Raw genomic sequence first — 22868 nt, forward strand, 5'->3', positions numbered from 1 at the left:
CTTGCTAAGCGCGGCCGCTATACGAAGAGAGGTCATCCAAACTGATGCAACCATTTTATTGAGTTCGTTACCGGAAACCAAAGAATATGTTGAACTTGTTGTTCGTTGCTATTGGGGTATTGCTTTTAACAGGTGGTGGAGAGGCTCTGATCAGAGGATCTCTGGCCGCAGCACATCGGCTGGGCATTTCACCTCTGCTCAGCGGCTTATTGATCGTCGGTTTCGGTACGTCTGCACCGGAGTTGGTGGTCTCAATCGATGCCGCTCTTAATGAGCGGCCCGACATCGCCATCGGAAACGTCGTAGGGAGCAATATAGGCAACATCTTGCTGATTCTTGGCCTGTGCGCACTGATAACGCCTCTCGCTGTAAAGCCACTCGTACTGCGACGCGACAGCGTCACAGTTGTCGCGGCAAGCATTTTGTTTCTAGTTCTTGTCGGTGGTAATGACTTGGTAACATCTGATGCTGCCATATTGCTCTCGGGGCTCGCCGCTTATTTGATTTGGGCCTACTGGACGGAACGCTCGGGAGAGGCGCCTTCCGCAGGACTACACATAGCTGAAGGGGAGGAAGTTACTTCTTTGCCAAGAACAGCGCTCTGGATAGTTATGGCGGTTATGTTGGGCTTGTTCCTGCTGATAGCCGGTTCACAAGTACTACTAAAAGGAGCCGTGGGAATAGCCGAGTCGCTTGGCGTCTCAGAAGCTGTGATTGGATTGACCCTTGTGGCGGTTGGCACGTCTTTGCCCGAGCTTTCGATTTCAGTTGTCGCGGCATTCCGCAAGCATGCCGATGTAGCTATCGGTAATGTCCTGGGCAGCAACATTTTTAATCTCCTGGGAATACTCGGATTTTCCGCGTTGCTACAGCCGCTTCCAGTCCATGAGCGAATCCTTCAGTTTGATCAATGGGTAATGCTGGGGACATCGCTGATTTTATTGCTTTTTCTATATACGGGCAGTCGGCTTAGCAGGCTCGAAGGAGCACTGCTCTTGCTCGGCTACGGTGTATATGTAAGTCTCAGTTTCACGATATTCGGCACATGATCTCCTCTCTGGCCATTGACAACTCGGCTGTTGCAATGCAATTGCAGCAGATCATCAAGCTTGAGAGTGAGTGTCCATGCAAGTCGATATCAGGTTATGGAGTGCCCTGTAAAAGCCTGCAGGTACCGTGGTTACTGGGCTAGGTCAATTCTGTATGATATCGTCACAACAGCAATGTGCCGGAATAAGAGGCGCAGTTGAAGATGAATAAACTGTAATGCATTCGGAGCAGTGTCATGAGCAACATCCAGGGGAAGTGTCTTTGTGAAGCAGTTTCATATGAAATTTCCGGGCAACTGGGTGCTGTCTACAATTGCCACTGTTCTAAATGTCGTCGATGGCACGGTGCCCCGTTCAGGACGAGGGCATCAATCGATGTTTCGCAGTTCAAATTGCTTTCCGGGGAGAATTGCCTTTCAACTTTCAAATCCTCGGAAAACGTCACCAAGTTTTTTTGTAAAGTCTGTGGGTCTCCGCTCCATAGTACTTACGCTGATAGGCCCAATGTAATTGGTATTGCAATAGGGGCTCTGGAGGGCGTGGAGTCGAAACCTGAAGCAAATATATTCACAGCCTCAAAGGCTTCATGGTATGAAATTACTGACGGACTTCCTCAATATAAGTCATGGCCTGGAAGTGAGGCAAAGGTCAGAGAAACGAATGAATAGCAATTGCAAGCAGTTCAGCCCTGCGAGCCAGGACCTCGCTTCGCTTGGCCACTGTTGCTCGCGTTATATGCTTAAGAAAAAGTCACAAAATAGAATGTCATGAAGCAAAAAGTGAAAGTTGTTACTTGGCTTCTGATTGCAGTACCAGTCACTTACTTTGTGATATTGGGGGCCATCATTGTACAGCATTACATTACGGTGGGTTCCGTCTCAGGGAATACGTGGTTCTTCGGCTCCCGTATATTGATCGGCTCCACAACTGCGGGTGTTCTGTCCATTCTGGTCGGGTTTGGCTTGGTTAGAGCTAATAAATAGGCAAGATCGTACAAACCACAGTAACAGAAAGAAGACTCGATCATGACTACAGTTGAAATTCGTCCAGCACTAACAACCGATCTACCGGACATTCAAAACTGCGCACTCGAAGCGTATGCGAAGTATGTCGAGCGCATGGATAGAGAACCTGCACCAATGAGTGCCGAATTTGGTATTCAGATCACCAATGGCTATGTAGACGTAGCAACGTTAGGTTCACAGTTCGCAGGCTATGTAGTGTTCTACCCCAAAGGCGACCATCTCCACCTTGAGAGTGTTGCTGTAAGGCCGGAGTGCAGCGGCCAAGGTGTTGGAAAGCGGCTTATCGAGCACGTTGAGCACCACGCTTTGAATGCCGGGTACAAAGCCGTGGAACTGTATACCAATGAGGTAATGACCGAGAATCTGGCCATGTACACCAGGATGGGATATATCGAGGTCGACCGCAGACTCGAAGCCGGCTTTAACCGAGTATTTTTCAGGAAACCGATTTAGCCCCTACAAATCGCAAGTCAGAGCAACCAGCCCGCCATCACGGACCGAGGTGGCGACCTCGCCAACCCCGGCTATACTGCCCGCAAACACTGTCCAGGAGGGATTGTCGTGGAAACGGTTGCGTGGCGGTTGTTGCCCGGATTCATCATTGCCATCCTGCCCGCGCTTTTTTCGGTACCGGCGTCGGCGGAGGAATCTACCCTGATCAACAGGCCCTCTCTGGCCATCGACAACCCGGCTGTTGCAACGCAATTGCAGCAGATCATCGAGCGGCCCGATTTCGAGGGGCTGGAGGTCAATATCACGGACTTCCAGGGTCGTACTATTTCTCGAGAAGCCTTGTCTCCCCGGTTACAGAACGACGGCACCTATTCCCTGGCGGATCGGACCCGACCGGAGACTCAGGTGATCGTTCGTCCGGCCGAAACGGTCTCCCTGAAGTTGACTCGGGAAGCGGTTGATCTGCCGGGCGGTGTCGCCGTTACCCGGTTTGACGGGGCCGATTCGTCCGTCTCCGAAGGCTGGTTTCAGCCCACGTTGGAGGCGAGCCCGACGCCCGCGGTCTGGCAGGACGATTTGAACCGCTACAAAATGCGGCTGTCGCTGGGGTTGCGCGGCGAAAACCTGCCCGAGAACGCGGCGCTGCAACAACCCGTCACCGTTCAATTCGGTTTTCGGGGCCTGATCGCCGAGCCGTTCGATGCCGTCACGCTTGAGCGCGCCGGTATCGAGAACGAAAAACATCTGGATTTTCTGTTTCTCCCCACCACCGAGCAACCGGTACTGGAGTTGCGTTCAGCCATTACCGACATCGACTTTCCGCTGGACGCCATGCCCCGCATTGAGTTGCGACCGGTCCGGGATGCAATGACCGGTCTCGGCCTGGACGAAGTGCTTGTGCGGGTGCTTCGCTTGCGGCCCGACGGCTCCACAGCAACCACGACGGGCCGTCAAACCGCGACCGTTGAAGTGACCTCAGGCACCGCCGTGCCCGACCCTTCCACGCTTACCCTGGAAGACGGTGAAGCACAGTTCACCCTCCGCTCGCGCGGCATGACGGATGCGACCGTACGGGTGACCGCCGGTCCGCTTTCGGACACCCTGACCATTCGGCAACAATGGCCCATTGGGCCGGTGCTGGCCGCCCTGTTCGGCGGCGCCCTTGGGGGCTATTCCAGGCGTTTCAGCAAGCAAGCGACGTCCGGGTCCGGCGGCGCCCGCATCGCTGAAGGCCTGGCGGTAGCGATCATCGCCTATGTCGCCGGGGTATTGGGGGTCGGTTATCTCGCGCTGCCGGTCTTTGTCGTGAGTACGGAGGCGGGGGCCTTCCTGACGGGCGCACTCACCGGGTTTGTGGGTGTGACGGTCATCGAAACCCTGAGCAAGCGTCTCGCGCGCAGCCCATGAGGCTGCGCAAAGCGAAATACGCTCCGATGCACGGTCGATTGAGTCTTTATTCGGGCCGATAAACAACCACTCGGTTACGGCCCTGGCTTTTCGCCCGATACAAAGCCTGGTCCGCCTCGGACACCAAGTCCCAGGCCGAAAGCTCACTGGTCTCAACCGAACCATCGAACAGCCGCAGGCCAATGGATACCGTCAGTTTCCCCAGCGAACTTTTCGGGGAAGGAACGGCCTGGCGTTCCAGATCTGTTCGGATGTGTTCAGCCAGGGTTTTCGCCTGGTCGGGCTCCTTGACGGTATACAAGGCGCCGAATTCCTCTCCACCCAACCGAAACGCCAAGTCGCTGGACCGCTTGAGCGCATCGGTCATGACATTCGCAATGGTTTTCAGCGCCTGGTCGCCCTGAGGGTGACCGTAGTAATCGTTATAGGCTTTGAAATAGTCGGCATCGATAATCAGCATGCACAGTAGCTCGCCATCCCGCTGGGCTCTGGCTAGCATCACCGGAAGTACATCGTCGAAGTACCGGCGGTTATAGAGCCCGGTTAGCGCATCGGTCGTCGATAATGTGAATAGCTCGTCGCTGGCACGCGAAAGCCGCTGAATTGCATCGGCCCGCGTCGCTTCGTAATAGTAAAGCATACCGCAGACCGCGAGCAGGCTGGTCGATATGTTCAGCAGTGTACGGATCAGCGTCGTTGTGGGTACCGGGTCGATCAGCGTGAAATTCACCGTCGCACCAGCCACGACCAGAACATAAAAAGCACCCGCGAAATAACCACCGACACGACGGCCCTTCAGGAAAAAAGCAAACGGGAAATAGGCGGCCGCCCATAAATATACTTGGTTGGAATCCTGTCTGAAGACGAGATAGGTCGCCAACCCTCCGAAAGCGATGGCATTCAGAAAGGTGGCCACTCTTTCAAGGTTGTGGCTGACCCTCAAATAGACGGTCGCCGAGAGGGTGGCCACAAAACCGATCAGGTTCAACGCCATCAGGGCGGTGATACCGGTCCAGAATAGATGAACCTGGGTAAAGGTGACCGTCACCATCAAGGTGAACAGCAGCATGACGTTGATCAGGTAAAGACGACGGTATTCGGGATCCTCTTCGGTCAAATACCCGTTAACGGTTACGAACCTCCACCATAAACGGTGAACAAAGCCCATCTTTCGATTCACGTCATGAGTGTGCCGGATATCGGGCGCATTCGGCTCAGGCATTCACGGCCCCGCCGAATACATACCTCGATCGGATTACATAACCGACTGAATTAAGAGCCTTTGACTGTACATTCACACTATTGCCCATCAAAACAACGCTCTACCTGAAGTAAAGCACAAAATCGCGGACTGTGTTGTCTGAAAGGTAAACCCTTACAAACCTTAGAGGTCGCTCAATAAATGGGAGTGATCCATGACCTTCGTTGTCCTTTTTAGGAATTCACAAACGGGCCGGTTGCTTTTCCTCACTCAGCTTTTCCTCACTCACCCTCGCCCCGCCAAATTGGCTGCGATAATGCTCCATGGTCATCCCCAGTTCCCGCTTGAACAACCGGCGGAAGTTGCTCTCGTCCTGGTAGCCCACTTCCAGCGCGATACGCGCCGAGGTCAGACGGCTGTTTTCCAGTAGCTGACAGGCGCGTTTCAGGCGTTCTTTCTGCAAGTATTTCAGCGGTGACAGGCCGGTGGCCTGGCGGAACCGGCGGACGAGTTGTCGTTCGCTGATGTTCAAATCCTCGGCCAGGTGCTCGATGTAAATGGGCTTGTGCAGGTTTTCCCGGAACCGGGCCTGGACGATGCGCACTTTCTCGTCGTTGTGCCCCGGGTCGTCGTCGGTTACGCCGTAGACCACCGGTGGCGTCGGGTAGCGGTCGACCTGGAGCATTTTCGCCACGGCCAGCGCCAGGGTGTCGCTGTGGAATTTCTCCACCAGGTGGATCACCAGTTGATGACAGCTTTGGGCGCCGCCGGTGGTGCAGACGAGGCGTCCGTAATCGACCAGCGGTGAGCGGGTGTCGATTTTCAGATGCGGGAAAAGCCGCTTGAAGTTCAGTTCGCTGCGCCAGTGCATCAGCGCGGGGTAGTGGTCCAGAATGCCGGCGCTGGCGAGCAGGAAGGAGCCGGTGCAACAGCTGGCCAGCAGGCCGCCGCGCTGGTAGTGATGGCGGACGACCTCGGTCATCGGTGTCAGACGCTCTAGTGCGTCGGCGATCTTGTGCTGGCGGGAGACGGCGTCGTAAATCGACGGGACAACCCAGATCTGGTCTTCCACCGGGGTGCTGTCGTCCCGGTAGACCGCTTCGATGGCACAGTCCGGCGTCAGGGGGATGCCGTTGAACGGCATGACGGGCTTTCCGTCCATGGAGGTCAGCACCCATTCGAACAAGGGTTCTTCGGCGCCGGACTTGATGTGGCAGTAGTTCGCGGTAATCAGCGCGTCGACCAGGCTGACCGCCAGGGAGCCCGCGCAGCGGTCCGTCAGCAGAATCACGACTTTCATGGGATGACCCTTTTCGCCAGTAAGATGTCAAATATGACACTTACTGCTCCGGTCGGCAAGGCGCACACTGCGACCCGTCACAGATTGCAGAGGAAGCCTTGAATGACCTTGCACCGCACCGCGACGAACGACCAACTGTCGACCCGCTCGCCCGAAACCGGAACCCGGCAAAGCCGCCCGATGCCCAAACGCTACCGCGCGCTCGGCTCGGCCCTGAACGTTCTGGGTTGGGTGTCACCAGTCAGCGCCGGCCGGGTGCTGAACCGCATGTGGTTCACGCCGGTACACGGCCGTCCGGGTGAACGCACCCGGGCGTTCTGGAACAGCGCGGACCGGCGCATTCCGATGCACATTGGTCCGGAGGGGCTTGATTTGCATTGCTGGGGGCCGCCTACGGCACCGGTCATTCTGGGCGTGCACGGCTGGCGTGGCAGTGGCAGCCAGTTCCGGCAGTTGGTCGGCCCTTTGGTCGAGGCGGGGTATCAGGTGTGCCTGTTCGACCTGCCCGGACACGGCCTGAACCCGAGCCGGTCGACTCATTTGTATGAGTTCGTGCAGGTGTTGCTCGCCATTCAGGACCAGCTCGGCCGCCCGGCGGGAGTAATCGCTCACTCCATCGGCTGTCAGACGGTGGTGCAGGCGTTGGAGCAGGGTTTGCAGCCCGGGTATCTGGCCCTGGTGTCGCCCGGGTTGAACATTGAGGCCATGGTGGATCGGTTCAGTGGGTTTATTGGACTGTCGGACCGGGTGAAGCGGGCGTTCAAGCATGAACTGACGGCGTATTCGATCGAGATCGCGGAGACCTGGCTCGGGGAGCCGGTGGCGATTTGGGATCGGTTGAATCATGACTTCGCGCGACAGGTCCTGACACCGAACGGGTTGTTGGTGGCCGATCGGGAGGATGAGGAAGTCGATTGGGCGGATTTTGAATTGACCGCCGGGTATTGGACCGGGGCGGAGACGCATTTTACCCGGGGGCTTGGGCATTATCGGGTGTTGAAGGATGACGGGGTGGTGGAGAAGATTGCCCGGTTTTTTGGGGAGCGGTTGTAGGGATGTTTGTGGGGCGTTATCTGCCGTGCGGAGGATACCCAACCGTAGGGCAGAAGAGGCTTTGCCGATATCTGCCGTGGGGAGGAAACCGAGCCGATAGGTAGTGAGATGAAAAGTAGGGCAGAAGTGGTCCGACACATCGGGCGACAGCGTTATCTGCCGTGGGGAGTATAAGTTGCCATTGGATACGCCTTTGGCAAGGTATTCTCCCCCGGCAGATATCGGCGTAGCCTCTTCTGCCCTACGGGTGGATACCGGGCCGGTGGATAGGCCGGTGGCCCGGTATTCTTCCACGGCAGATAACGCTGTCGCTCTTCTGCCCTACGGGTGGTTACCGAGCCGTTGGATTCGCCATTGGCAAAGTATTCTCCCTGCGGCAGATATCGGCGTAGCCTCTTCTGCCCTACTTTTTGGTTTACGGCGATTAGGCTTTGCGTATGGCGTTGGCGGCCAGTCTTAGCGCTTCTACTCGGAAGGCGCAGATGTGGTCTTTCGGGACGATGTCGTAGACGCCGGCGCCTTCCAGGAAGCGGGAGGTTTCCTGTTCGGGGCGGACGATGAAGATGTCCTTGCCCGCTTCCACGGCGTCTTTGAGGGCGTTTTCGATCGCCAGCGATACGGTTGCGTCCACCAATGGCACGTCGCTGATGTCCACCACCATGGCGGTGCAGTTCATGACGGCGGTGTGCTCCCGGGCGATGGCTTTCGATACCCCGAAGATCATCGGGCCACTCAAATAAAGCAACAGCAGTTTGCCCTGGGCGTTGTCGAGCAGGTGTTTTTCTTCGCTGTCGAGGGCGATGGCGTCGTCGGAGTCGGTGATGGTTTTGATGTTGCGGGTTTGTTCGCGGCTGAGCCGTTCGATGGTGATGACGTTGGCGATGAACACGCCCAGGCCTACAGCGACGATCAGGTCGAAGAAGACGGTGAGAAACATCACGCCGTACATGATGAGGGTGGCGTTCCAGGAGACGCGGTGTGCGCGTTTCATGAAACTCCAGTCCAGGATGTTGATGCCCACCCGCACGGCGATGCCCGCTAACACCGCGAGCGGAATGCTTTCGGTCAATTTGGCGGCCCACAGAACGACGACCAGCAACACCAGCGCCCGCACCACGCCGGACAACGCTGAACGCGCCCCGGTCTGGATGTTGACGACGGTGCCCATGGTGGCGCCGGCGCCGGGTAGCCCGCCGAACAGGCCGGAGACCAGGTTACCGATGCCCTGACCCACCAGTTCCTTGTCGGATTTGTGTTCCTGACGGGTGAGACTGTCGGCGATCACGGCGGTCAGCAGGGCGTCGATGCAGCCGAGGGTGCCCAGCACCAGGGCGTCGACGATCATCTGGTTCCATTGCGCCCAACTGAAGGTGGGCACGATCAGCGACGGCAGGCCCAGATCGATTTCACCGATGCGACGGATCTCGAAAAAGCCGAGCACGGTCAAGGACAGCAGCGTCCCCACGATCAGGGCGATCAGTTGAGCGGGGATGTAGCGTGTCCATTGTTTGGGCGCGAAGAACAGTATGCCCAGGGTCACCGCGCCCAGAATGAATTCGACCGGTTTGATCGACATCAGCATGCCGGGCAACGCCGCCAGCGTGCCCGTCACCCCGCCGCCGGGACTCGGGTGGCCGAGGAACGGCGCCAATTGCAGAATCACCAGGATGATCCCTATGCCCGACATAAAGCCGGACACGACACTGTAAGGCATCATGGTGATGTATTTGCCGAGCTTGAGCGTGCCGAGCACGATCTGGAACACCCCCGCCATCATGACCACGGTAAAGGCCATGGCCTTGCCGTTTTCAGGGTTGTCGGCGATCAAGGTGGTGAGTACGGCCGTCATCACGACCGTCATCGGACCGGTGGGTTCGGAGATCAGGGTGGAGGTGCCGCCGAACAGGGCCGCGAACATACCGACCAGCACCGCCCCGTACAAACCGGCTTCGGCGCCGGCACCGGAGGCCACACCAAAGGCCAGCGCCATGGGCAACGAGACCACCGCCGCCGTCAGACCGCCGAAGATGTCGCCTTTCAGGTTGTCGAATCGAATGTCGTTGAACAGCTGCATGGGTTTGAGAATCGGTAACAAAACATCGGAATCGCCGAGTCTAAGGGATGCGGCGACCATCCGCATTCATCAGGCGCGGATACACTTTGTCCTGTTTGTTAATAATCGGTGGGAGGGTGTTGAATCGTGGGGTTGTAGGGTGGATGAGCCGAAGGCGTTTTTTGTCGGAGGTAGCATACCTAGCCGGTGGGTAGTGAGATAAACCGTAGGGCAGAAGTGGTCCGACACATCGGGCGACAGCGTTATCTGCCAAGGAAAGAACACCGAGCCACCGGCCTATCCACCGGCTCGATATCCACCCGTAGGGCAGAAGAGGCTACGCCGATATCTGCCGTGGGAGAATACTCTGCCAATGGCCTATCCAACGGCAACATATACTCCCCACGGCAGATAACGCTGTCGCTCTTCTGCCCTACTGGAGCACACCGAGGCGGTGGGTTGGCCATTGGCCTGGTATGCTTCCCCGGCAGATATCGGCTGAGCCTCTTCTGCCCTACAGGGTGTATTAACCCTCGGCTTAGGCTTTCGCCTTGGCCTTTTGGCGGTAGGCGTGCAGCAACGGTTCGGTGTAACCGTTCGGTTGCTCGCGGCCTTCTAGCACCAGGGCTTTGGCGGCCTGGAAGGCGACGCTGTCGTCGAAGTTCGGCGCCATTGGGGTGTAGGTCGGGTCGCCGGCGTTTTGCTGGTCGACGATCTTGGCCATGCGCTGAAGCGTCTCGATGACCTGCTCTTCACTGCACAGGCCGTGGTGCAACCAGTTGGTCATGTGCTGGCTGGAGATGCGCAGAGTGGCGCGGTCTTCCATCAGGCCGATGTTGTTGATGTCCGGCACTTTGGAGCAGCCGACGCCCTGGTCGATCCAGCGGACGACGTAGCCTAGAATGCCCTGGGCGTTGTTGTCCAGTTCTTTCTGGATGTCGTCCGCCGACAGGCGCGACGGGTCGGTCAGCAGCGGGATGGTGAGGATGTCGTCCAGGCTGGCGCGTTCGCGACTGCGCAGTTCCTGCTGGCGTTCGGCCACATCGATCTGGTGGTAGTGCACGCTGTGCAGGGCGGCGGCGTTGGGCGACGGTACCCAGGCGGTGTTGGCGCCGGAGAGCGGGTGGCCTTTTTTCTGCTCCAGCATGGCGGCCATTTCGTCCGGCATGGCCCACATGCCTTTGCCGATTTGCGCCTTGCCCGGCAGGCCGGCGGTCAGGCCGACGTCGACGTTGTTGTCTTCGTAGGCGCCGATCCAGGCACTCTGTTTCATTTCGGCTTTCGGGATCATCGGACCGGCCAGCATGGAGGTGTGGATCTCGTCGCCGGTGCGGTCGAGGAAGCCGGTATTAATGAAGACGGTGCGGGCTTTCGCCGCGCGGATGCACTCTTTCAGGTTGACCGTGGTGCGGCGCTCTTCGTCCATGATGCCGATTTTCAGGGTGTTCTCGGCCAAGCCCAGCGCCTGCTCGATGCGCTCGAACAGTTCGACGGAGAAGGTGACTTCCTCGGGACCGTGCATCTTCGGTTTAACGATGTACACGCTGCCGGTGCGGCTGTTGCTGACCTTGCCGTTGCCTTTCAGATCGTGCAGCGCGGCCAGCACGGTGACCATGCCGTCGAGAATGCCTTCGGGAATTTCGCGGCCGTGCTGGTCCAGAATGGCGGGCGTGGTCATCAGGTGGCCGACGTTGCGCACGAACATCAGGCTGCGGCCGTGCAGCGTGACGGTCTCGCCATTCGGGGCGGTGTATTCGCGGTCCGCATGCAGGGTACGCGTCAGGGTTTTGCCGCCCTTCTCGAAGGTTTCGCTCAGGTCGCCCTTCATCAGGCCGAGCCAGTTGCGATACACCTCGACCTTGTCTTCGGCATCGACGGCGGCGACGGAGTCTTCGCAGTCCATGATGGTGGTTAAAGCGGCTTCGACCAGCAGGTCCTTAACGCCGGCGGCGTCGGTCTTGCCGATCGGGCTGTCGCGGTCGATCTGGATTTCGATGTGCAGGCCGTTGTTCTTCAACAGAACGGCCGAAGGTTGTTCCGCATCGCCCTGGTAGCCAATGCATTGTTCCGGCTTCGCCAGGCCGACTTCACTGCCGTCGGTCAGTTCGACGCTCAGCAGGCCATCGCGAATGCGGTAGGCCCGGGCCTGAACGTGGGAGCCATCGGCCAGCGGTGCGGCCTGGTCCAAATGTTGGCGGGCGAAGGCGATAACCTTCTCGCCGCGCACGGGGTTGTAGCCGGAGCCTTTTTCGGCGCCGTCGGTCTCGGGAATCGCATCGGTGCCGTAGAGGGCATCGTACAGGCTGCCCCAGCGGGCGTTGGCCGCGTTCAGTGCGAACCGGGCGTTCTTGACCGGCACTACCAGCTGCGGACCGGCCTGTTCGGCGATTTCGGTATCGACGTTTTCAGTGGTGATGGTGAAGTCGTCGCCTTCGGGAATGAGATAACCGATCTCTTCCAGGAAGGTTTTGTAGGCGGCCGCGTCGTGCGGCTCGCCCGAGCGTTCGGAATGCCAGGCATCGATTTTGGCCTGAAGCGTGTCGCGATGGCGCAGCAGTTGTTCGTTGCGCGGCGCCAGGTCGGTCAGGATGGCTTCCAACTGTTGCCAGAAATGCGCCGGGGAGATGCCGGTGCCCGGGGCGATTTCGTCGTTGATCAGTCGATGCAGGGAGGAGGCGATCTGCAAGCCGCCTTCTTGGGTCCGTTCTGTCATAGGGATAGGCCTCTTCGGTTCGGCTGGGACGACCGTTTCGAATGAAAAATGGCCGACCTCGTTATTCTTGTCGAGTCCGAGTTTAGGGATTTCAGCGAAATTTCGCTAATTTATCGTTGTGATAGTCAGTATTCAGGTTGTGAATGCTGAATGAGCGAAATTCCTGGTCGTTCGGTCAAGTTATGCGCAGTATCTCATGATTTTGGTGTGAAATGTAGGGCAATAAAGTAGGGCAGAAGAGCGACAGCGACATCTGCCGTTTATACGGTGGCAATGGCGGATACTTAGGTCCGGTATTCTACCCACGGCAGATATCGGCTCCACCTCTTCTGCCCTACAGGTGGTGCCAGCCTGGAACCAGTATGGTGCAACGCTTCGGTTGGGGGCTTCTGTTTCGGCACACATTGGTGCATTCGAATCGCCCGACCCGTCCACCATTTCCCAACACATTCACAGACTCACCCCACCAAAACCACCGCCACACTGCGGGTTAATCCCTCACCCCCCAATGCCCTACCCCACCCTGGCACGAAACTTGAGATACGTCGGGCCACACCTGCCTACATCTGTGCCCAACGCCGGGCCTTTTTCCCCTGATTGTGTCCACTATTTTTCAGAGCGAGGAATCCATGTCTTCCGATCGGATGAATGTGTTTGCGTTGTCGCAAGCGCCCATACGTACATTGCATTTCACCTGGTTCGCCTTTTTCCTGACCTTTGTGATGTGGTTTTCCCACGCGCCGATGAAGCCGTTCATCGTCGAGGCGTTCAATCTCACCAACGATCAATGGAAAGCGCTGCTGACCCTGAATGTGGCCTTGACCATTCCGGCGCGCATTGTCATTGGCATGCTGGTCGACCGGTTCGGTCCGCGTGCGGTGTTCAGTTTGTTATTGGCCGTGTCGGCATTGCTGTGTTGGGGGTTTGCGTTCTCGACCAGTTACGAGCAGTTGGCCTTGTTCCGCTTTTTGTGCGGGTTTATCGGGGCCGGGTTTGTCATCGGTATTCGCCTGGTCGGCGAGTGGTTTCCGGCCAAGACGGTCGGTGTGGCCGAGGGCGTGTACGGCGGCTGGGGGAACTTCGGTTCCGCGGCCGCGGCCTGGACGGTGCCGGCGCTCGCCGCTTACGTGTACGGCGGTGACGAGGGTTGGCGTTACGCCATCGCCACCACCGGCGTGATCGCGCTGATTTACAGCGTCGTGTTCTACAGGCAGGTGCGCAACACGCCGAAGGGGTCGACCTATTTCAAGCCGAAGAAAAGCGGTGGGCTGGAAGTCTCGACCTGGAAGGATTTCTGGTTCTACATCGCCATGAACCTGCCGATGTACGTCGCGTTGTCGTTGCTGACCTGGAAGCTGTCTTCCGCCAGTGTCGGCCTGCTGACCCAGACCACGGCGATCTGGCTGTATCTTGGTTTGGTGGCGTTGTTCGGTCTGCAGCTCAGCCAGATCTATCGCGTCAACAAGGATTCGCTGCGCGACGGTGTGCCCGAGATGCAGCGCTATCGGTTCAAGCAGGTAGCCGTGCTCGACTGGGCCTATTTCGTGACCTTCGGTTCCGAACTGGCTGTGGTTTCCATGCTGCCGGCGTTCTTTATGGAAACCTTTGCAGTCTCGCCCGTACTGGCCGGTCTACTCGGCGGTGCGTTCGCGGTGATGAATCTGCTGGCGCGTCCCGGCGGCGGTTTGCTGTCAGACAAGTTCGGGCGCAAGAAAACGCTGACCATTCTGATCGGCGGTCTGGCCATCGGTTATTGTGTGCTGAGTCAGATCGATACCGCCTGGGCGATTCCGGTGGCGGTGCTGGCGGTCATGTGCTGCTCGTTTTGCGTGCAGGCCGGTGAAGGCGCCGTGTTCGCCATGGTGCCGCTGATTCAGCGCCGCATGACCGGGCAAATCGCCGGTATGGTCGGCGCCTATGGTAATGTCGGGGGTGTGATGTTCCTGACCATGTATTCGTTCGTCGACGCCTCGACCTTTTTCCTCGCCATCGCCGGTGCGGCGGCGCTGTGTCTGGTGGCGGTTCAGTTCCTGGAGGAACCCAAGGGCCACATGACCGAGGTCACCGAAGACGGGCGCGTGCAACTGATCGAGGTTGGCTGAATTTCATGGTACTGGGGAACCGTTTGCGGCTGTCGGTCGACCAGGCGTCGAACCGGGGCGTGAAACCGCGCAACGAGGACTGCATCGGCATCCGCATTCCGGACGACGATGCGCTTGCCCTGAAAGGGGCTTGCGCCGTTATCGCCGACGGGGTCAGCGCCGCGACCGCCGGCAAAGAGGCGAGCGAAGCCTGCGTCACCGGTTTTCTCAGCGACTACTACTGCACGCCGGATTCCTGGACCGTCAAACACTCGGCCCATAAGGTGCTGATGGCGTTGAACCAATGGCTGTGCAGCCAGGGCCAACGCTCGGCCGACGAGGGCGGTTACATCACCACCCTGTCGACGCTGATTTTGAAGTCCACCCAGGCGCATTTGTTCCATGTCGGCGACAGCCGGGTGTACCGGCTGCGCCAGGGTTCGCTGGAACAACTGACGACCGACCACCAGGTTCGGGTCCGCAGGGACCTTACCTATCTGGCCCGCGCCATGGGCATGACGATGAACCTGGAAATCGACTACCGCGTGCTCGATCTGGAAGCCGGGGATCTGTTCCTGCTGACCACGGACGGCATTCACGATGTGATCGCGCACACCGAGTTAACCGACTGGCTGGCGGGCCTTCCGGAACCCCTGCACGGCTGCGCGTCCGAACTGATGCAGACCGCACTGACTCGCGGCAGCGATGATAACCTCAGTTGCCAATTGATTCGGGTCGACAGCCTCGGGCTCGATGACCGGTCTCAATTCGAATCGCTCAGTCGCCTGCCTTTTCCCCCACCGCTGTCGGTGGGGCAATCGATCGATGGCTACACCGTCGAGCAGATCCTGCACGAAAGCACCCGCAGTCAAACCTATCGGGTGCGCCATGCCGACCGGCCGGACCGGGATCTGGTGATGAAAACCCCTTCGGTCAATTTCGACGACGACCCGGCCTACATCGAACGCTTCCTGCTCGAAGAGTGGATCGCCGCGCGCATTCAAAGCCCGAATGTGGTGCGCAAGGTCGACCCGGAGCAGGCGCCGTCCCGCCTCTACTACCTGACCGAATACGTGCCCGGCGTGCCGCTGTCGCAGTGGATTCGCGACCACACCCGACCGGACATCAACCGCGTGGTCGCCATCGTCGAGCACATCGTCAAAGCCGTGCGGGCGTTGCACCGCAAGGAAACGCTGCACCAGGACATCAAGCCGGACAACCTGCTGATCGACAACGACGACCACGTCACCCTGGTCGATTTCGGCTCGTGCTGGATTCCGGGGATTCAAGAAATCCAGGTACCGATCGAACGCGAACGCGCTTTGGGGACGGCGCGCTACAGCGCTCCGGAATACGCGTTGACCGGTAGGGGGTCGGAACGGTCGGAGCAGTTTTCCGTGGCCCTGGTGGCCTATGAAATGTTGACCGGGAAGCACCCTTACGGTGAGAAGTATGAAAACGCCGCGTCGCCGGCGTCGTTCGCCCGATTGACCTACACGCCGGCCTACGAGCTCAACCCGCTGGTGCCGGTTTGGCTGGATGGGGCGTTACGGAAGGCGCTGCAATTGGACCCACGGCGGCGGTACGAGAGTTTTTCCGAATGGGTGGGCGATTTGAAAACGCCCAACCCGAGGTTAATGCCGGATCAGAGTTTGCCGCTGGCGGAGCGGAACCCGGTGCTCTTGTGGCAGGGCATCAGTGCGATTTTGTTGATGGCGTTGGTCGCGAGTTTGGTGTGGTCCTACTAAAACTCCGGCGCCGGCACCTCCTCCGCCACTTCATTAATCAACCTCCGCATCCACCGGTGCGCGGGGTCGTGATGCAACAGCGGGCTCCACACCATCTTCAACTGAATGGGCGGAATCTCGAACGGCGGCGCTTTCACCGCCAACCGGTCATTGTGCGACTGCAACAAGGCCGCCCGCGACGGGATGGTCACCACCAGGTCGTTCTGCTCCGCCAGCAACATGGCGGCCTGATAATGCCGGGTGAACACGGTGATGCGCCGTTTGCTGCCCAACTGGCCGAGTACTTCGTCGACCCAGCCGAGGCGCTGCACGTCCGACGGGTTGACGCCGACCCCGACGCCGTAACCGGTCTTGCTCACCCAGACGTGCTGGGCCTTGAGGTAGTTCTTCAGACTGAAGTTATCGAGGATGGGGTTATCGACACTCACCATGCAGCAGAAATCATCGCGCCAGACGGTGGTCTGGTGGAAGGATTGGGGGATGTCGTCGAACCGGTTGATGACCATGTCGACCTTGCCCTGTTCCACGTCCAGGAAGCTCACGTCCGAAGGCGTCATCAGGTCCAGAATGATGTTCGGCGCCATTTCCCGCAGCCGGCGCAACAGCGGCGGGATCAGCGTCGATTCGGCGTAGTCGCTGACCATGATGCGGAACACCCGGCTGCTGCCGACCGCGTCGAAATCGGTACGCGGCTGGATGGCGCGTTCGATGTCCTGCAGCACGGTGCGCAACATGGGTTCGAGTTGCTGGGCCCGTTCGGTCGGCGTCATGCCCTCGCTGGTGCGGATCAGCAGCGGGTCGTCGAACAGGGTTCGCAACCGGCGCAGGCCGTTGCTCATCGCCGGCTGGCTGATGCCCAGCTGGTCCGCCGCCCGCGTCACGCTGCGCTCGCGCAGCAGCACGTCCAGGTACACCAGCAGGTTCATGTCGATTCGGCTCAGTTGCATCCGGGGTCCTCAAGTGCCTTTTCGGCGCCATGATACCGATCGAGGCTACATTCACCAAATGAATACTGAAAATAAGAACTATAAATTGGTCAAATCCAGAGTCCGGAATTAAGGTGAAGTCATGGTCGCACAGCGCACAACACGAAGGCGGCCCATTAGAACAACAGCGGACTACCGCCACCACAATAAGAGGAACGAGCCATGACTACCGGACAATACAATCGCCAGGCCGAAATCGAAGCCATCCAGAAAGACTGGGACATCAATCCGCGCTGGCAGAACGTCAAGCGCGAATACAGCGCTGAAGACGTTGTTCGTCTGCGCGGCTCGCTGAAGCGCGATAACACCATCGCCACCCGCGGCGCCGAGAAGCTGTGGCAACTGATCAACGAAGGCGGTCGCCCGGCGTTCCGCCCGGAGAAAGATTTCGTCAACGCCATGGGCGCCCTGACCGGCGGCCAGGCCGTTCAGCAGGTCAAGGCCGGTATCCAGGCCATCTACCTGTCCGGCTGGCAGGTCGCAGCGGACGCCAACAGCTCAGAGACCATGTACCCGGACCAGTCGCTCTACGCCGTCGACTCCGTACCGACAGTCGTTCGCCGCATCAACAATGCTTTCGAGCGTGCCGACCAGATCCAATGGAAAACCGGCAAGAACCCGGAAGATGAAGGCTACATCGACTACTACGCGCCCATCGTCGCGGACGCCGAAGCCGGTTTCGGCGGCGTGCTGAACGCCTACGAACTGATGAAGAACATGATCCGCGCCGGCGCCTCCGGTGTGCACTTCGAAGACCAGTTGGCTTCCGTTAAGAAGTGCGGCCACATGGGCGGCAAGGTGCTGGTGCCGACCCAGGAAGCGGTACAGAAACTGGCCGCGGCCCGTCTGGCGGCGGACGTCGAAGGCGTGCCGACCATTCTGCTGGCCCGCACCGACGCCAACGCGGCGGACCTGATGACCTCGGACCACGACCCGTACGACGCGCCCTTCCTGACCGGTGAGCGCACGGCCGAAGGCTTCTACCGGGTCAAGGCCGGCATCGACCAGGCCATCGCCCGCGGTCTGGCCTACGCGCCCTACGCCGACCTGCTGTGGTGTGAAACCGCCAAGCCGGATCTGGACGAGGCCCGTAAATTCGCCGAAGCCATCCGCAAGGAATACCCGGATCAGTTGTTGGCCTACAACTGCTCCCCGTCCTTCAACTGGAAGAAGAACCTGGACGACGCCACCATCGCCAAGTTCCAGACCGAACTGTCGGCCATGGGTTACAAGTTCCAGTTCATCACCCTGGCGGGTATCCACAACATGTGGAACTCCATGTTCAACCTGGCGCACGCCTATGCCCGCAAGGACATGAGCGCCTACGTCGAACTGCAGGAGCAGGAATTCCGCGATGCCGAGAAGGGTTACACCTTTGTCGCGCACCAGCAGGAAGTCGGCACCGGCTACTTCGACGACATGACCAATGTGATTCAAGGCGGCTCGTCCTCCGTGACCGCCCTGACCGGCTCTACTGAGGAAGAGCAGTTTGCCTGAGGAGCCCGAGAGGCTTCCGCCTTTCAGTCACATTCCCGACTGACGTAAGCAAGTCACTTTGGGCGCCTTTGGCGCCCTTTTTTTGCCTGCGAACCCTGCCTCGTAGGGTGGGCACCGCCCACCAGCGCCGGTTTTTCGACCGCCAGACGGATCCATCGACACTGTATCGGTATTCGTGGTGGCTGATTCATGGTGGGCGGTGCCCACCCTACTGGACTACCGGGCATGCCCGGTGATCCTTTCGAACTCCTGTCCCGTATCCAACCGCTTTATCCGGGCTCCGCACTGTGGAATCATGCCTGGATCCCTCAGAACAAACGACAAGGACCGATTCATGAATCTCCGTATCCGACCCGGGTTCATTCAAGGCTTGCTGGCGCTGACCGCCCTGTTACTCTTCTTGCCGGCTCAGGCCCATGAAATCCGCCCGGCCATCATCGATCTGACCGTGCAGGAGGACGAGACTTATAACCTGCAACTTCGCGTCAATCTGGAAGCCTTGATGGCCGACATCAGCCCGGAACATTCGGACACAGACGAATCGCCGAACGCGGCGACCTACAACGAATTGCGCGCACTGCCACCGGCCGAACTGAGCACCCGGTTCAACGACTTCGCACCGACCCTGGTCCGGAACATCGACCTGAGGGCCGACGGTGAACGCCTCACTCCGAATGTCGAGGGCGCCGATATCCCGCCGGTGGGCGATCTGGACCTGGCCCGGGACTCGGTGATTCGGTTGAGTGGCCAGATACCGGCCGGCACGGCCCAACTGAGCTGGTTCTGGGCCGAATCCTACGGCGCCAACGCCCTGCGTGTGAACGGTCCGCAAGGTGAGGAAATCCACACCGTCTATCTGCAGGCCGGGGACCGGGCCGAGTCGATCGACATCACCGGGGCCACCCAGAGTGCCGGCGAGATTTTCGTCAATTACCTGGTCATCGGTTACGAACACATTCTGCCCAAGGGGCTGGACCACATCCTGTTCGTGGTCGGCCTCTTCCTGCTGAGCACCCGCCTTTCACCGCTGTTGTGGCAAATCACCAGTTTCACGCTGGCGCATACTGTGACACTCGCGCTCGGCATGCTGGGCATCGTCAACCTGTCGCCGTCCATCGTCGAACCGCTGATCGCCCTGTCGATTGTCTACGTCGCCGTGGAAAACATCTGGTCGAAGGACATGACGAAATGGCGACCGTTCGTGGTGTTCGGCTTCGGACTGTTGCACGGCCTCGGCTTCGCCGGTGTGCTGACCGAGATCGGCCTCAGTCCATCGCATTTCGTGACCGGCCTGGTGGCGTTCAATGTGGGTGTGGAACTGGGTCAGCTCAGTGTCATTGCTTTGTGCTTCCTGGCGGTGGGCATCTGGTTCCGGAACAAGACCTGGTATCGGTCGTACATTACCAATCCGGCGTCGTTGGTGATTGCGGTGATCGCGGCGTATTGGGTGGTTGAGCGGACGGTGCTGGCCTGAGTGTTATTTGTCGCGCACGGAGTGCGCTCCTACAGGTGAGGCGGACGGTGTTGGCCTGAACGTTGTGGGTCGCGCACGGCGTGTGCTCCTACGGGTGGGGCTGACGGTGTTGGTTTGAACGTTGTGGGTCGCGCACGGCGTGCGCTCCTACGGGTGGGGTGGCGTGTGCTACCTTGTAGGAGCGCACGCCGTGCGCGACCCCGGTCATCCTGAGAAAAGGACGTCGCCATGGATCACGAAGCCTATCGCCACGCTCTCGACCAAACCCTCCACGCCGAAGAACTGGCATTTCCGCCCGAGGAATACCGGCAGCGACGCGCTCGCGTCCTGGCGGCCATGGAATCGGTCGGGGTCGATGCCCTGCTGGTCACCGATCCGGGTGATGTCTACTACCTGACCGGTTACAACACCTTCGAGGTCTCCGTTCACGTCGCCCTCGTGTTTTCCCCTCAAGGCACGGTTCTGCAAGTGCCCTCGATCGAAACCGGTCCGGCTGTGGTCACCGCCTGGGTCGACGAGGTGATCGGTTACCGGTGGGAAGGGGTCGGCACGGTTGTCGAACCGCTGTGTGATGCATTGGCGCCGTTCAACACCATCGGCATCGATTTGTGGAGCCCGACGGTGCGGCCCGGGTTGTGGAACGAGTTGCAACAGCGACTCGGTACCGGGCGTTTTCAACCGGCCGGCGACGTGATCGATGGAGTTCGGCTGATCAAGACAGCGTCGGAACTCGATTGCCTGGAGGTGAGTGCCCGCATCACGGCTGCGGGCATCCAGGCCGCGCTCGATGTGTTGGGTCCCGGCATCACCGATAACGCCGTCGCGGCGGCGGGCGCCGAGGCCATGCTCAATGCCGGCAGCGAGTTTATGAGCATACAGCCGATTGTTACCGCCGGTCAGCGCAGCAGCGTGATCCACATGAACCATCAACGTTATGTCATTGAGGAAGGCGATCCGGTGTTCCTCGAATTCGGCGCGGCCTATCTGCGCTATACGGCCCCGATGATGAAAACCGCCGTGGTCGGCACGCCCAGCCGGGCGATGATGGACGTGGCCGATCTGTGTCGCCGCTTGTTCGAGACTCTGACGCGCGAGATGCAACCCGGTCAGTCGTTCGCCGAAGCCGCCAAGGCGGCCGTTGCCCTTCTGGACGAGCACAGGGACCGGCTGTTTTTCTCGGGCGTTTACGGCTACGCCGTGGGTGCGGGCTTTCCGCCCAGCTGGGTCGAGGGTACCGGATACATCGCTCTCGATCAGGACCGGTGTTTTGAGCCGGGCATGGTATTCCACCTGCCGTTGTGCCTGCGCTGGCCGGGACACTGGGGCATTGGCCTGAGCGATACCGTGGTCGTGACCGACAACGGCGCCCGGCCGATCACCGACAACAACGGGCGGCTGGCGTTTATCCGGGGCGAGGGTTGAATCGCCCCACCACTTTTGAAGGCCCCTCAAGAATCATCTCCCCTCCCGATCACTGCTGACGACAAAGACACAAAGCGGTGCTAACCACCGGTTCACATGGACGCCCGCTTGACCCTCCCCTAGATTGACTCGCGACGTACAAAAATTACTCAAACAAAAACAACAACGAGTGCCATGAAACGTCTATTGATACTGCTGGCTTCAGCCGTGGTCATATCCACCGCTGTGCTCGGCCTGGCGGCTCTGCGCCCGACACCCGAGAGCGACCCGACGTTGCAAGTGTCGAATAGGGCCGTCGATGCCGACCCCGAAGAAACGGTTCGTACAAGTCGATCATCGTCCCGCTCTCCGGCTGCTTCACCCGAGCCTGTGGCCGATGATCGTGAGTCACAGCCGCTGACTCGCGCGGACCGTGACGGTTCGTCCTCGACGGACACAGCGCCGGCCAATGAGCCCGATTTCGAGCAGATGCTGCAGCAACCCTTGCAACAGGTCGCGGCGGCCTATGCCGAACAAAATCGTTTCCCCACCTTTTCGCAACCGATTGAATCCCCGGCCGAGTTGCTGCGTTATAAACCGCATCAACCCCAGACCGTCAGCCTGCCGTTCCCGACGCCAAACGGCGGCACCTACCAGGCCAATGTGACCTTGGACCAGTACCGGTACTTCAAGGGCGACCGTCAACAATTGACGCTGGATCTGTCCACCAGTGGCGGCACATTCATCAGCGACGTTCAGGCCACGGTGACCACCGTCGAAGGCGATGAGCTGTATCGACTGCCCTTGCATGTGGGCCCGGGCACGCGCATCGACCACTCGCAAACTGTGGACCTGAGCGACGCCTGGCAAGACTGGCCGATGGAGCTGCAATGGACCGTACGAGCGCGTGTGGGTGAACAGCGCTTGTCCGTGGTGGCGCCCTTTCGTTACGAGACGCCGGTCGCGGTGTTGGAAGGTGTCGGTGCCTCTCGGGTCGAGGGTGAATTCCTGACCATCCCGCTCGCGATCGAAACCGACTTTCCGGGTTACTACTTCGTTCAGGCCAACCTCTACAGCAAGGACGGATCCCCGTTGATCCACTTGCAAACCGAAGGGCCACTGACGCCGAACCACCCGCCGCTCACACTGCGCGCCTCGGGCGCGATCTTTCGGCATCTGAACGATGCGGGCCCTTATGTTCTGCGTGATGTTCAGGTGGAACGGCTGGGCGGCGATGCGCTGCCGGATCGATTCGGCCAGGCACGACGGTCGGAGTACGCGGTAACCGGTTTTCCGCTGAATGACTACGCCGACAGCACCTGGACCGACACTCTGGCCCAACAACGACTCGATTTTCTGGAGAGTCTGGGCGGTACCGATTCCCCGAATTGAGCGAGCCGATTTACCGGTTCGCCAATCCCCACCGG

At 59.4% G+C, this 22868-nt stretch carries 16 protein-coding genes; 11 read left to right on the forward strand and 5 right to left on the reverse strand.

The features are described 5' to 3' along the window. Positions 1-86: 86 nt before the first annotated feature. The 4 genes from IE111_RS01690 to IE111_RS01705 all read left to right on the forward strand — a co-directional run bounded on the left by IE111_RS01690 (position 87) and on the right by IE111_RS01705 (position 3934). The gene (locus IE111_RS01690) at positions 87-1049 is read left to right on the forward strand and encodes a calcium/sodium antiporter (RefSeq protein WP_189606753.1); all 963 of its coding nucleotides are present in this window, start codon (positions 87-89) and stop codon (positions 1047-1049) included. 236 nt (positions 1050-1285) lie between these two features. Next, a complete protein-coding gene (locus IE111_RS24765) occupies positions 1286-1717 on the forward strand; it encodes a GFA family protein (RefSeq protein WP_189606754.1) in 432 nt (143 codons plus the stop codon). Between the two features lie 357 nt (positions 1718-2074). Further along, positions 2075-2527, forward strand: coding sequence for a GNAT family N-acetyltransferase (locus IE111_RS01700; protein ID WP_189606755.1), 453 nt, complete (start codon positions 2075-2077; stop codon positions 2525-2527). Between the two features lie 108 nt (positions 2528-2635). Then, complete coding sequence (locus tag IE111_RS01705) at positions 2636-3934, forward strand: hypothetical protein (protein ID WP_189606756.1); 1299 nt, start codon at positions 2636-2638, stop codon at positions 3932-3934. A 46-nt stretch (positions 3935-3980) separates the two neighbouring features. Here IE111_RS01705 and IE111_RS01710 read toward each other — a convergent pair whose 3' ends face one another. Together IE111_RS01710 and IE111_RS01715 are read right to left on the reverse strand one after the other, a co-directional pair. Beyond that, positions 3981-5156, reverse strand: coding sequence for a GGDEF domain-containing protein (locus IE111_RS01710; protein WP_189606757.1), 1176 nt, complete (start codon positions 5154-5156; stop codon positions 3981-3983). 220 nt (positions 5157-5376) lie between these two features. Then, positions 5377-6435 carry a GlxA family transcriptional regulator gene (locus IE111_RS01715; RefSeq protein WP_189606758.1) on the reverse strand — a complete coding sequence of 353 codons (1059 nt, stop codon included), beginning with the start codon at positions 6433-6435 and terminating at the stop codon, positions 5377-5379. A gap of 102 nt (positions 6436-6537) precedes the next feature. Between IE111_RS01715 and IE111_RS01720 the strand changes: the two genes are divergently transcribed. Next, positions 6538-7488 carry an alpha/beta hydrolase family protein gene (locus IE111_RS01720; RefSeq protein ID WP_189606759.1) on the forward strand — a complete coding sequence of 317 codons (951 nt, stop codon included), beginning with the start codon at positions 6538-6540 and terminating at the stop codon, positions 7486-7488. Between the two features lie 424 nt (positions 7489-7912). On the opposite strand, the gene bicA is transcribed toward IE111_RS01720, so the two are convergent. Together bicA and IE111_RS01730 are read right to left on the reverse strand one after the other, a co-directional pair. After that, positions 7913-9622 (reverse strand): bicarbonate transporter BicA, encoded by a 1710-nt coding sequence (bicA, locus tag IE111_RS01725; RefSeq protein ID WP_229805106.1) that lies wholly within the window; start codon positions 9620-9622, stop codon positions 7913-7915. A gap of 457 nt (positions 9623-10079) precedes the next feature. Further along, positions 10080-12254, reverse strand: coding sequence for a malate synthase G (locus IE111_RS01730; protein WP_189606760.1), 2175 nt, complete (start codon positions 12252-12254; stop codon positions 10080-10082). 629 nt (positions 12255-12883) lie between these two features. Here IE111_RS01730 and IE111_RS01735 point away from each other — a divergent pair. Both IE111_RS01735 and IE111_RS01740 read left to right on the forward strand, forming a co-directional pair. Next, on the forward strand, positions 12884-14356 hold the full coding sequence (locus IE111_RS01735) for a NarK family nitrate/nitrite MFS transporter (RefSeq protein ID WP_189606761.1): 1473 nt from the start codon (positions 12884-12886) through the stop codon (positions 14354-14356). 5 nt (positions 14357-14361) lie between these two features. Beyond that, positions 14362-16083, forward strand: a complete 1722-nt coding sequence (locus IE111_RS01740; protein ID WP_189606762.1) for a bifunctional protein-serine/threonine kinase/phosphatase — start codon at positions 14362-14364, stop codon at positions 16081-16083. On the opposite strand, the gene IE111_RS01745 is transcribed toward IE111_RS01740, so the two are convergent. Beyond that, on the reverse strand, positions 16080-17030 hold the full coding sequence (locus IE111_RS01745) for a LysR family transcriptional regulator (RefSeq protein WP_189606763.1): 951 nt from the start codon (positions 17028-17030) through the stop codon (positions 16080-16082). The genes IE111_RS01740 and IE111_RS01745 overlap by 4 nt on opposite strands. 201 nt (positions 17031-17231) lie before the next feature. On the opposite strand from IE111_RS01745, the gene aceA reads away from it, so the two are divergent. The 4 genes from aceA (at position 17232) to IE111_RS01765 (ending at position 22833) form a co-directional block, all read left to right on the forward strand. Continuing rightward, positions 17232-18566, forward strand: a complete 1335-nt coding sequence (aceA, locus tag IE111_RS01750; protein ID WP_189606764.1) for an isocitrate lyase — start codon at positions 17232-17234, stop codon at positions 18564-18566. A gap of 334 nt (positions 18567-18900) precedes the next feature. Further along, positions 18901-20040, forward strand: coding sequence for a HupE/UreJ family protein (locus IE111_RS01755; RefSeq protein WP_229805108.1), 1140 nt, complete (start codon positions 18901-18903; stop codon positions 20038-20040). A 228-nt stretch (positions 20041-20268) separates the two neighbouring features. Next, positions 20269-21462 (forward strand): M24 family metallopeptidase, encoded by a 1194-nt coding sequence (locus IE111_RS01760; protein WP_189606765.1) that lies wholly within the window; start codon positions 20269-20271, stop codon positions 21460-21462. Between the two features lie 174 nt (positions 21463-21636). Further along, a complete protein-coding gene (locus IE111_RS01765; protein ID WP_189606766.1) occupies positions 21637-22833 on the forward strand; it encodes a hypothetical protein in 1197 nt (398 codons plus the stop codon). The last annotated feature ends 35 nt before the right edge of the window (positions 22834-22868 follow it).

This window comes from Saccharospirillum salsuginis (assembly GCF_014651855.1).
Classification (GTDB): domain Bacteria; phylum Pseudomonadota; class Gammaproteobacteria; order Pseudomonadales; family Natronospirillaceae; genus Saccharospirillum; species Saccharospirillum salsuginis.

Excerpts from the sequence above, each read along its gene's own strand:
- aceA (WP_189606764.1), top strand. The coding sequence starts at position 17,232 with ATGACTACCGGACAATACAATCGCCAGGCCGAAATCGAAGCCATCCAG.
- IE111_RS01765 (WP_189606766.1), top strand. The coding sequence starts at position 21,637 with ATGAAACGTCTATTGATACTGCTGGCTTCAGCCGTGGTCATATCCACC.
- IE111_RS01720 (WP_189606759.1), top strand. The coding sequence starts at position 6,538 with ATGACCTTGCACCGCACCGCGACGAACGACCAACTGTCGACCCGCTCG.
- IE111_RS01745 (WP_189606763.1), bottom strand. The coding sequence starts at position 17,030 with ATGCAACTGAGCCGAATCGACATGAACCTGCTGGTGTACCTGGACGTG.
- bicA (WP_229805106.1), bottom strand. The coding sequence starts at position 9,622 with ATGGTCGCCGCATCCCTTAGACTCGGCGATTCCGATGTTTTGTTACCG.
- IE111_RS01740 (WP_189606762.1), top strand. The coding sequence starts at position 14,362 with ATGGTACTGGGGAACCGTTTGCGGCTGTCGGTCGACCAGGCGTCGAAC.
- IE111_RS01715 (WP_189606758.1), bottom strand. The coding sequence starts at position 6,435 with ATGAAAGTCGTGATTCTGCTGACGGACCGCTGCGCGGGCTCCCTGGCG.
- IE111_RS01760 (WP_189606765.1), top strand. The coding sequence starts at position 20,269 with ATGGATCACGAAGCCTATCGCCACGCTCTCGACCAAACCCTCCACGCC.
- IE111_RS01700 (WP_189606755.1), top strand. The coding sequence starts at position 2,075 with ATGACTACAGTTGAAATTCGTCCAGCACTAACAACCGATCTACCGGAC.
- IE111_RS01730 (WP_189606760.1), bottom strand. The coding sequence starts at position 12,254 with ATGACAGAACGGACCCAAGAAGGCGGCTTGCAGATCGCCTCCTCCCTG.
- IE111_RS01755 (WP_229805108.1), top strand. The coding sequence starts at position 18,901 with ATGAATCTCCGTATCCGACCCGGGTTCATTCAAGGCTTGCTGGCGCTG.
- IE111_RS01690 (WP_189606753.1), top strand. The coding sequence starts at position 87 with ATGTTGAACTTGTTGTTCGTTGCTATTGGGGTATTGCTTTTAACAGGT.
- IE111_RS01710 (WP_189606757.1), bottom strand. The coding sequence starts at position 5,156 with ATGCCTGAGCCGAATGCGCCCGATATCCGGCACACTCATGACGTGAAT.
- IE111_RS01735 (WP_189606761.1), top strand. The coding sequence starts at position 12,884 with ATGTCTTCCGATCGGATGAATGTGTTTGCGTTGTCGCAAGCGCCCATA.
- IE111_RS24765 (WP_189606754.1), top strand. The coding sequence starts at position 1,286 with ATGAGCAACATCCAGGGGAAGTGTCTTTGTGAAGCAGTTTCATATGAA.